Source organism: Thermus brockianus, from assembly GCF_001880325.1.
Lineage (GTDB): Bacteria > Deinococcota > Deinococci > Deinococcales > Thermaceae > Thermus > Thermus brockianus.
Genome location: NZ_CP016312.1, coordinates 1,264,401 through 1,273,693, shown reverse-complemented (window position 1 = coordinate 1,273,693; position 9,293 = coordinate 1,264,401). Strand labels below are relative to the sequence as shown.

The following is a 9,293-nucleotide window of genomic DNA, read 5'->3' as shown; positions in this document are numbered from 1 at the left end:
AATGACCTTGGCCCCTTCCCCCTCGAGGCCTACCCTCCTCGAGGGGGTTCTTTTGCTTAGCCTGCTTGCCGCCCTCACCGCCATTAACCCCTCCGGCCAGGGACATGCGGAGATCTGGAACGCTCCCCGAGAAGCCGGAATGACGGCTTTTGTCCTCTTAGCGCTCCTCGGGGTGCTTACCCGAAAAAGCGGCCCAACCCATCTGGGAAAGCCGTTTCTGGCCCTCCTTGCTTCCCTAGGTTTTCTCCTTTCCGGTATCGCCGCCACGGTCCTTTCACCCCAACCCATCTGGAGCTTTACCGGGTATCCCAGCGTGGGAGACGGGTTACGGTTTTGGGCCTTAGGGGTGGCCTTCGCTTGGGCGGTCTACTTGGCTCTAGAAACCGGTCTTGTTTCCCCTAAGCGGTTCGCCGCCGCGCTCTTTCTGGGCCTAGCCCTCCATGCCCTGGCGGTATTGCCCCAGGTCGTGAACTGGAAGCTGGACTACACGCAAACCCAGGGCCAAACCTACGTGCGCTGTTTTGATGTGGCCAAAAGCCAGTGCCAAGAAAACCCTGAGGCCACCGCTTCCGGGGTGCACGGAGGACAGATGCCCATCGGCCTTACCTCCCACCGAGGGCACGCCGCCGGGGTTCTCGCCTTGCTCGGACTTTTCCTCGCCGGCCAATACCTCTCTCGGCCAAACCCAAAGCTTCTCTTCCTCTTTGCCTTGGGAAGCCTTGCCCTCTGGCTCACGCAAACCCGCGGCGGATGGCTCGCCCTGTGGATACCCCTCTTGTCCCTAGGGCTCTTTGGGGCACGCTACAAGCAAACCCAAGGGGTTTGGAAACTTCTGACCATTGGAGCCCTTACTTTCGGGGCTTACTGGGGATTAGCCCACCTCCAACTGGCAGAATTCCGAAGGGTTCTCCCCGAGTTAGGCGCAGGCTTCACCGAAGCCAACGCCTACAGCTCGGGTCGGCTGGAGCTATGGCAAAAAGCGCTGGCAGCACTTCCCCTAAGGCCCCTTTTGGGTTGGGGTTTTGATGGCTTCGCTCGGGCTTACCCCTACGTCGTAGACTGGAACGGCAAGGAGAAAAGCCGAGTGCCCATTGCCCTTACACCCCCTGTGCAGGTCATTCAAGGCGAGGACCGCCTTATTTACCTGGAAGACGCCAAAGGCCTTCGCCTCCTCGCCCCCTCCCCCTACGCCAAAGCGCACAACTGGGTCCTGGACCTCCTCTTGTCGGTAGGCGTTCTAGGGGGTCTCGCCTACCTCCTATGGCTCGGCCTCACCCTCGGCCAGGCCACCTGGGAGAAACTGCCATGGGTCCTCGTCCTGGTGGGCTATATCCTCTACGGGCTCACCTGGTACGATAGCGTCCACGTCACCCCGATCGCCCTGCTTGCCTTGGGCGCATCCTGGGTCCGGAACGAGGTATGGCAAGAGGCTTGACCCTAGTGGAGCTTGCGGTCGTCCTCCTGATGGTAGGCATCCTCGCCACCGTGGCCGTACCCCGCTACCTAGACCTCCAAACCGAGGCTCGGAAGGCCCAGCAACAGGAGGTCCTAAGAAACCTCCGCTCCGCCTACGCCATCTTCATTGCCCAAAACCAAGCCGTACCCACCTGGAACCAGCTGAAAGCCCTTTTAGGAAACCCCCAAGATCTTAGGCTTTCCTCCTCTTGCCCCTCGGGAAGCACCGTGGCCTACTGGGACCACAACCAAAACGCCACCTGCAACGCCGGAGAACGCCTGGCCCACCTGTATGCGGACGCGGCCTGTACGGTGTACTTGATTGCCGTTAGCTCCACCACGGTTACCGTGCCCATCCGCTGCCTTCGGGGGCATTCAGATACGATAGAGTGAGGAAGAAGACATGCGGGCCAAAGGCCGCGGCTTTACCCTGATAGAGCTCGCCCTAGTGGTGGTCCTTTTGGGAATTCTCGCCGCCATCGCCGTCCCCAGATTTGTAGACCTATCCCAGGAGGCCGAAAAGGCAGCGGCGCGCCAGACCCTCATGGCCCTGAATTCCACCGTGCGCATTCTCACCGTCAAGCTTGGGCGTCCCCCGGGCCTGGATGAGGTCTGGGATGCGCTGGAGTCGCCCTACAAGAAGGACACCTGGGAAGCCCCTTTCCTGAAACGGAACCCTTATGGCCCCTACAACTACCAAATCATCCTCCGCCACCGGCCGGGGCGGGAGTACTGCATGGACGGGTATAACCCCTTCGGCCAGCTGGCCGAAGCGGGGGACCCCGCCACCCAACCGGAGGCCCGCATCGTGGTGTTCCGCCCTTACACCTCCGGGATAAGCGCCTATTGCCAGGGGGAGTTCTGATGGGGGTAAGGGGTTATCTCCTCTTGCTGGTGGCCTTGATTTTAGCGTTTTTGGGTATCCTCGTCCTCCCCTATTCCCTGCTGGCTCGTCTTAATGCGGAAAGAACCCTCAAGTCTCAAGCAGCCTTGCAGGCCCTTTACCTGGCGGAAGCAGGCGCCTGGGAAGCCATCGCCTTCATCCAAGCAAACCCCACCAACCCCACCTACGCCCCTCAACCCGTGTTGGTGTGCCAAACCTCTTCCCCCTGCACCTCCAACTCCGGAGACTTCGTGGGAAGATACTGTTACAGCACGGGGAGCCTGGGGGGGGTGAGTTGCGCTATCGCTCAAACCATCTCCGGAGGCAAAAGGCGTTTCACCATCAGCGCCGTGGGCGAAAGCGATGGCGCCATAGCACGGGTGAGGGCGGTCTATAACGCCACGGACGACGTGGTAGAGGAATGGGAGGTGGGCCCGTGAACCCCAAGGGCTTTAGCCTGCTTGAAGCCGCCATAGCGTTACTCCTCACCTCTGTCCTCATTCTGGTGGTAAACGCTCTATCCTCCGCAATCCGCAGCGGCGGAGCTACCCAAGCCTCGCAGGAGGGGCTTTTCGTAGCAGAAACCCTTCTGGAAGAAGGGTCCTCTTTCCCCAGCTGTCCTACCACGCAGAGCCTCACCTTGGGGAGCAAGACCTATCAAGTCTGCCAAAGCTTGAGGAACGAAACGCTTTCCGGCATCTCGCGGGTTATCAGCACGATAAAGGTGTATGACGGCACCCAACTTTTGGCCGAAGCAACCCAGGTGGCGGTCTCCCCCTCGAGCCCTCCCCCTCTAGCAGGAAGCTGCGCCCCTGGTGGAAACCGCAGACAGGTCGTCTTCACCTTGCCTTCCACAGGCAACACTTACACCGCCTTTTCCCTAAGCTGGTCCCCCCAGGCCCCTGCAAACCAACGGCTGCGAGAGATCCGGCAAGTGGCCCCTCTACTCCTGATCCACTACACCGGAACCTATGCCTCAGGAAGCGGGTTCACTAGCTTCGCCTTGCCCCTTTCCTTACTCACCTCTACCCAAATCCGCTTGCAATTTTCCAGGAACTTCTCGCGGAACACAACCTACACCTTTACCCTCCGCCTGCGCGATGCGTTGGGCAGGGAGTACTCGGTAACCCCATGCGAGGTGAGGTGGTGAAGCAACGAGGCCTAACCCTCGTGGAGCTGGCCGTCGCCATGCTCCTGGCTGGCCTTCTGGCCCTGGCCCTTTCCACCCTTCTCCTCTCCGGCACGCAAAGCCAAGGGGAGGGAAGCCTCCTACAGGCCCAAGCCCTCATGGCGGACCTCAGGGGCTACCTGGGCAAGGACCTGCGCAGCGCCACCAGCACCGGCCTCACCATGGCTAGCCCCACGGGCTTAGTGGTCCAGGTGAGCGCTTCCCCAAGTCCCCTCTGCGTGCAGTACCGCCTGCAAGGGGGCCGCCTGCAAAGAGCCTCGTGGTCGGCGAGTAACTGCGGTAGCGGCACGAACACGGGTTTCCAAGACCTCCTCACCCCCGCCCTCCTTCCCTACGCCGCCTTCTGCTACGAGAACGAGAGCGTCTACCTAATGGATGCGCCGTGCGACCCCAACACCCTGAACGGCAAAAACCTCACCCTACGGGTGGGGGAACGGGACCACCGCTTCCCCCCTGTGGTGGTGGCCCTGCGTAGCGGGTAAACTGGGAGCGAACCGAGTATGCCCCTCTTTCTCGTCCTACGCCAACGCATCCTGCGCCTTTGGGAAGGCCAGGTGGAAAGCTTCCCCGCCGAGGGGCTCTTGGACGAGGAGGGAAGGCCCCGGTACGAGCGCCTCCTCCACCGCCTGCGCGAGCTGGGGGCCAAAGGGAGCTACATTGGCTTAGGGCCAGAGTTCGCCCTCCTGCGCTGGCAGGCCTTCCCGGCCCTCGAGGGCTTCCCCCTGGAGGAAGCCGTCCTCGCCGAGGCGGAGCGAAGCCCCCTTTTCGCCGGGGAAGAGCTGGCGGCCGATTACCTCCTCGCCGCCCCCGAGGACGAGCGCCGGGTGCGGGTCCTATACGCCGCCATGCCCAAGAAGGGGGCCGCCCTTTTGGGACGCCTGCGGCCAAGCCGCATAGAACCCTTACCCCTCCTCCTCTGGCGCCACGCCCTCCAAAGGAGCGAAGCGCACACCCTTTTGGTCCTGGAGAACCTGGCCCACACCGTGGCCCTTTTTGAGGGGGGCGTGCTCAAGGGCTTCCGCTACCTTACCCTCGAGGCCGATGCCGGCACGGAGGCCCTGACCGAGGAAGTGGCTCGCTCCCTCGCCCTCTTTGGCCATGCGGGGCGCCCGGAGGAGGCCTGGCTTCTGGGCCTCCCCACCCCACCGCCCTTGCCCCCGGGGCTCCCTGGGGAACGCATCCACCAGGAGGTGCCCCAGGGCCTGGAAACCCTAGCCCTGGCACGGGCGCTTTCCCTGGATCTCAAGCCGAGGCGCCGCCCTTTGGGCGAGGGGTTGCCGCGGGAGGCCCAGCTCGCCATCTTCCTGGCCTCCCTCTTTTTCGCCCTGGGGCTTCTTGGGCAGAGCCTCCTCACCCAGATGACCGCCCGAGAGAGGAGCCGCCTAGAGGCTCTAGGGCGGGAAGCAGCCCTCCTGCGCGAGCAAGCCTTTCAGCCAGCAAGGCCCCAGGGGCTTGGCCTAGAGGAGATCCTCAAGGTGGCGGCGGAAAAGCCGGAAAGCCTTTGGCTGACCCGCCTCGAGGCGGAGCAGGGCCGCCTCCTCCTAGAGGGCAGGGCCCTGGACCCCTACGCCCCCCTCCTCCTCGCCCAACGGCTTGGGGGGAGGGTGGGCCCCCTGGAACGGGCGAGCCTGGGGGGGAAAACCGTCTACACCTGGGAGGTGGAGGTTGCAAAGGCCCAAGCTCGGTGAACTCCTCCTGCGCCTAGGGTACATCACGGAAGCCCAACTGCAGGCGGCCCTGGAGGAGCAGGCCCGCACAGGGGACCTCCTGGGCCAAATTCTCCTTAGGCGGGGCTATGTGAAGGAGGAGGACCTGGCCCGGGTCCTGGCGGACCAGCAACGGGCCCCCTTAGTCCGCCTTTCGGAAATCACCCCCGACCCCCAAGCCCTGCGCCTCCTGGACCCCCGTTTTGCCCGGGAAAAGCGGGTCTTCCCCTTTAGGGTGGAGGGGAACCGGCTCCATGCGGCCATGGCCCACCCTTCGGACCTGGCCCTTCTGGACGAGCTTCGCTTCCTCACAGGGAAGGAAATCGTCCCCTACCTGGCCCCAGACCGGGAGATCCTGGAGGCCCTAGACCGCCTCCTGGCGGAAGAAGCCCGGCCGAAGGAGGAGACCCGGCGCGAGGAGGCCGCCCAGGTGGACCTCACCCTGGAGGCCATGCCCGCCGTGCGCCTGGCCCAGGCCCTTTTGGAACGGGCCATCGCCCTTAACGCCAGCGACCTTCACCTAGACCCCGAGGAAACCCACCTGGCGGTGCGGGCCCGCGTGGACGGGGTTATCCAGGAGCTTGAACGCCTCCCCAAAGACCTGGAAGCCTCCTTGGCCGCTCGCTATAAGGTCCTGGCGGGCATGGACATCGCCGAAAAGCGCCGCCCCCAGGACGGCCACTTTACCTTCTCCTTTGAAGGGAAGCGGTACGAGGTGCGGGTGGCCTCCGTGGGTAGCCTCCATGGGGAAAAGCTCACCCTGCGCATCATCTACCCCACGGGGGTGCGGCTTGGCCTCACGGAACTCGGCATGCTCCCCGAGGAGCTTTCCCTCTTTCAAACGCTCCTTCGGAAGCCCCACGGCATCCTCTTCGTCACCGGCCCCACGGGAAGCGGCAAGACCACCACCCTCTACGCCGCCCTGGACCGCCTTTACACCCGGGAGAAGACCTTCGTCACCATTGAAGACCCCGTGGAGTTCCCCCTGGAGGGCGTGGTGCAGATTCCCGTGCAGCCCAAAATCGGCCTCACCTTCGCCGAGGCCTTGCGGAGCGTTTTGCGCCTGGACCCCGACGTGATCCTGGTGGGGGAGGTGCGGGATGGGGAGACCCTGGACACCGCCCTCCGGGCCGCCCTCACCGGACACCTGGTCCTGGCCACCCTCCACGCCAACGACGCCATCGCCGCCGTGACCCGGCTTTTGGAAATGGGGGCGGAAAGGCACCTCCTGGCCTCCACCCTCCTCGGCACCGTGGCCCAGCGCCTGGTGCGCCGGGTCTGTCCCCAGTGTGCCCGGCCCCAGCCCCTTTCCGAGGAGGCCCGTCTCTTCTTCGGGGAGGAGGCGCCCGAGGAGGAGGTGCGGGGGGAAGGGTGCCCCTTTTGCCGGGGCACAGGGTACAGGGGACGGGTGGGCCTGTACGAGGTCTACGCCCCTGACCGGGAAGCCCTCTACCGCCTAGGGCTAGGTGCCAGCGAAGGAGAGCTGCGAGAGCAGGCCAAAGCCCAAGGCCACCGGGACTTGCGGGCGGTGGGGCTCCACCAAGTGCGCGCTGGCGTCACCACGGGAAGCGAGCTTCTGCGGGTGCTTGGGACTTGGGAGTAGGGTATGCGCTTCCTCTACGAGGCCACGGACGAGAAGGGAGAACGGATTTACCGGGGGGTCCTCGAGGCGGAAACTCCCCAAGGAGCCAGGCGCCGCCTCCGGGAAATGGGCCTCTACCCCCTGCGCTTGGAAAGGGTAAGGCGGCCCCCAAGGGGGCGGGTACCCCTCCCCGAACTCGTCCTCTTCATGGAGGAGTTCGCCACCTTGGTGGGCGCGGGGGTTTCCGTGACCCAAGCCCTTCACACCCTCTCCTTGGAAAGCCGGCACCCCCTTTTGAAGGAGGCGGCCCGGGGAGTACGGGAGCGGGTGGAAGGGGGTGAGGGCCTGGCCCAGGCCATGGGCCAGTACCCTGAGGTTTTTCCCCCCTTGGTCCGGGCCCTGGTGGGGGCGGCGGAGGTGGGCGGGGCCTTGGAGGTGGTGCTCCGGCGCATCGCCGAGTACTTGGACAAAAGCCACGACCTGCGGGAGAAGGTGCGCACCGCCCTCCTCTACCCCTCCTTCGTGGTGGCGGTCTTGGTCCTGGTGGTGGCGGTCCTCCTCCTTTTCGTCATCCCCGTCTTCGCCCGGCTTTACGGGGCAGCGGGGGCGGAGTTACCCTGGCCCACCCGCTTCCTCATCGGTACCTCCTCCTTCGTGCGGCAAAACGGGTTTTGGCTCCTCCTCTTCCTTGCGGGCCTGGTGTATTTCCTTAGGGCCTACCACCAGACCCCCGGGGGCGCCCGGCTCATAGACGGGCTTCTCCTCCGGTTTCCCCTGGTGGGACCCATCCTGCACAAGGCAGCCATGGCCCGCTTCGCCCGCACCCTGGCCACGCTTTACGAAGGGGGCGTGCTCATCACCCAGGCCCTCGAGGCCACCCGCAACACCCTGGGCAACGCCGCCCTCGCCGAGGCCCTGGACCGGGTCCTAGAGCGGGTGGTCCGGGGGGAGTCCCTTAGCGCCGCCATGGGGCGCGAGCCCCTCTTCCTGCCCATCCTGGTGCGCCTGGCCCTGGTGGGAGAAGAGGCGGGGAGCCTGGACCAGATGCTCTACCAAGCCGCCTTCCACCTGGAACGGGAGGTGGACTACGGGGTCAAGCGGCTTTCCTCCAGCATTGAGCCCGCCCTCACCGTGGTCTTAGGGGGTATAATGCTCGTGGTCGCCTTAGCGCTTTATCTTCCGCTCTTTGACCTCTCTCGGATCCTGCGCCGATGAAGCTTCCTATCTGGCTTTGGTTCTTCCTGCCCCTAGCGGTTCTCCTTTGGAGCGCCAACGCCCTTTTTTCTACCTACCGGAGCTACCAAAGGACCAAGGCGGAGGTGGTGGCCCTGGAAAGGGAGGTGGAGGCCCTCGCCCAGCGCCTTCCCCAAGCCCTGGCCGAAGCCCCCCTACGGGAAGAGGAGCTTCCCCGCCTTTACCAGGACCTCTTCCGCCTAGCGGAAAGCCAGGGCCTAGAGCCCCACGCCCTGGAGCCCGGGGAAGCGGAAAGCGCCGGCAACGTCCGGGCTTGGCGGCTACACCTTAAGCTCCAAGGGCCTTATGGGGGGGTTTTGGGCTTCTTCCAGGCCCTCCCCTCCCTGGATCAGCCCCTCTGGGTGGAAAGCTACGCCCTCGAGCCCGCAGGGGAACGGGGAGAGCGCCTGGCCCTAGACCTCACCCTCCGGGCCCTCGCCCCTTAGGCCCACCGCCCGGTAAAGGGCCTCCTCCTCTTCCGCCGTTAGGTACCGGGCCTCCCCCAAAGGCAAATCCCCCAGGGCCAAGGGCCCCAGGGATAGCCGCTTCAGGTACAACACCCGGTTGCCCCGGGCGGCGAACATCCGCTTCACCTGGTGGAAGCGTCCTTCCCGAAGGACGAGCTCCACCCACCTGGGGTCCTCCCCGAGAAAAAGCTCGGCGGGAAGAAGCCTCTTGCCATCCAGCCAAAGCCCCTCGGCGAAGGCCCTTTGGTCCTCCGGCGTGGCCGGTTGGAGGAGGTGGACGAGGTAGCGCTTTGCCACCTTGTGCCGGGGGTGGGTGAGGCGGTGGAGGAGCTCCCCGTCCGTGGTGAAGAGGAGTAGCCCCTCGGTGTCCTTGTCCAGCCGGCCCACGGGGGAAAGGTCCCTAAGGGGAAAGCCCTGCAAAAGGGCGTAGACGGAAGGCCCCTCCGCCCGGCTCGTCACGTAACCCCCAGGCTTGTGCAGGAGCACGTGGTGGTGGCGCCGCACCCTAAGGGGCTTCCCGTCCAAGGCCACCTCGGCCCCCTGGGGCACGCGGAAACCGGGGTCCCGCACCACCTCCCCCGCCACGGAAACCCGCCCCGCCCGCACGAGGCCCGCCACCTCCTTGCGGCTCCCAAGGCCCAGGTGGGCGAGGAGCTTGTCCAAGCGCTCTCCCTTCACAACTCCCTAGCCCCTTCCCACCACCAAAGGGCTACCCTACCCTTTCCGGTGGCCTCCCAGGCCTCTTTAGCCTTCGCCTCGGTGGAGCATGGGGACTTCC

9 protein-coding genes are annotated in these 9,293 nt (G+C 64.9%); 8 read left to right on the top strand and 1 reads right to left on the bottom strand.

All coding sequences use genetic code 11. The annotated features are described in order from the left end of the window. Window position 1: 1 nt before the first annotated feature. From A0O31_RS06770 to pilO, 8 genes are all read left to right on the top strand, one after another. Window positions 2–1,435, top strand: coding sequence for an O-antigen ligase family protein (locus A0O31_RS06770; RefSeq protein ID WP_071677209.1), 1,434 nt, complete (start codon window positions 2–4; stop codon window positions 1,433–1,435). Window positions 1,436–1,440: 5 nt separating this feature from the next. Continuing rightward, window positions 1,441–1,848 carry a type II secretion system protein gene (locus A0O31_RS06765; protein ID WP_237259039.1) on the top strand — a complete coding sequence of 136 codons (408 nt, stop codon included), beginning with the start codon at window positions 1,441–1,443 and terminating at the stop codon, window positions 1,846–1,848. Between the two features lie 10 nt (window positions 1,849–1,858). Continuing rightward, window positions 1,859–2,320: a type II secretion system protein gene (locus A0O31_RS06760; RefSeq protein WP_071677207.1), complete on the top strand. Its 462-nt coding sequence runs from the start codon at window positions 1,859–1,861 to the stop codon at window positions 2,318–2,320. Window positions 2,321–3,469: 1,149 nt separating this feature from the next. Further along, a complete protein-coding gene (locus A0O31_RS06745) occupies window positions 3,470–4,009 on the top strand; it encodes a prepilin-type N-terminal cleavage/methylation domain-containing protein (RefSeq protein ID WP_071677204.1) in 540 nt (179 codons plus the stop codon). A gap of 18 nt (window positions 4,010–4,027) precedes the next feature. Further along, on the top strand, window positions 4,028–5,215 hold the full coding sequence (locus A0O31_RS06740; protein WP_071677203.1) for a hypothetical protein: 1,188 nt from the start codon (window positions 4,028–4,030) through the stop codon (window positions 5,213–5,215). After that, entirely contained in the window at window positions 5,193–6,836 is a 1,644-nt protein-coding gene (locus tag A0O31_RS06735; protein ID WP_071677202.1) for a GspE/PulE family protein, read from the top strand. The genes A0O31_RS06740 and A0O31_RS06735 overlap by 23 nt, the downstream gene beginning before the upstream one ends. A 3-nt stretch (window positions 6,837–6,839) precedes the next feature. Next, on the top strand, window positions 6,840–8,030 hold the full coding sequence (locus A0O31_RS06730) for a type II secretion system F family protein (protein WP_071677201.1): 1,191 nt from the start codon (window positions 6,840–6,842) through the stop codon (window positions 8,028–8,030). Then, on the top strand, window positions 8,027–8,494 hold the full coding sequence (gene pilO, locus A0O31_RS06725; protein WP_071677200.1) for a type 4a pilus biogenesis protein PilO: 468 nt from the start codon (window positions 8,027–8,029) through the stop codon (window positions 8,492–8,494). The genes A0O31_RS06730 and pilO overlap by 4 nt, the downstream gene beginning before the upstream one ends. Here the strand turns inward: pilO and A0O31_RS06720 are convergent. Continuing rightward, on the bottom strand, window positions 8,462–9,193 hold the full coding sequence (locus A0O31_RS06720; protein WP_071677199.1) for a pseudouridine synthase: 732 nt from the start codon (window positions 9,191–9,193) through the stop codon (window positions 8,462–8,464). The two genes, pilO and A0O31_RS06720, sit on opposite strands and share 33 nt — an antisense overlap. Window positions 9,194–9,293 lie beyond the last annotated feature (100 nt).

What these genes read in the sequence shown, in the direction of transcription:
- A0O31_RS06770 (WP_071677209.1), top strand. Translation starts at nt 2, where the DNA reads ATGACCTTGGCCCCTTCCCCCTCGAGGCCTACCCTCCTCGAGGGGGTT.
- A0O31_RS06760 (WP_071677207.1), top strand. Translation starts at nt 1,859, where the DNA reads ATGCGGGCCAAAGGCCGCGGCTTTACCCTGATAGAGCTCGCCCTAGTG.
- A0O31_RS06745 (WP_071677204.1), top strand. Translation starts at nt 3,470, where the DNA reads ATGCGAGGTGAGGTGGTGAAGCAACGAGGCCTAACCCTCGTGGAGCTG.
- A0O31_RS06740 (WP_071677203.1), top strand. Translation starts at nt 4,028, where the DNA reads ATGCCCCTCTTTCTCGTCCTACGCCAACGCATCCTGCGCCTTTGGGAA.
- A0O31_RS06730 (WP_071677201.1), top strand. Translation starts at nt 6,840, where the DNA reads ATGCGCTTCCTCTACGAGGCCACGGACGAGAAGGGAGAACGGATTTAC.
- pilO (WP_071677200.1), top strand. Translation starts at nt 8,027, where the DNA reads ATGAAGCTTCCTATCTGGCTTTGGTTCTTCCTGCCCCTAGCGGTTCTC.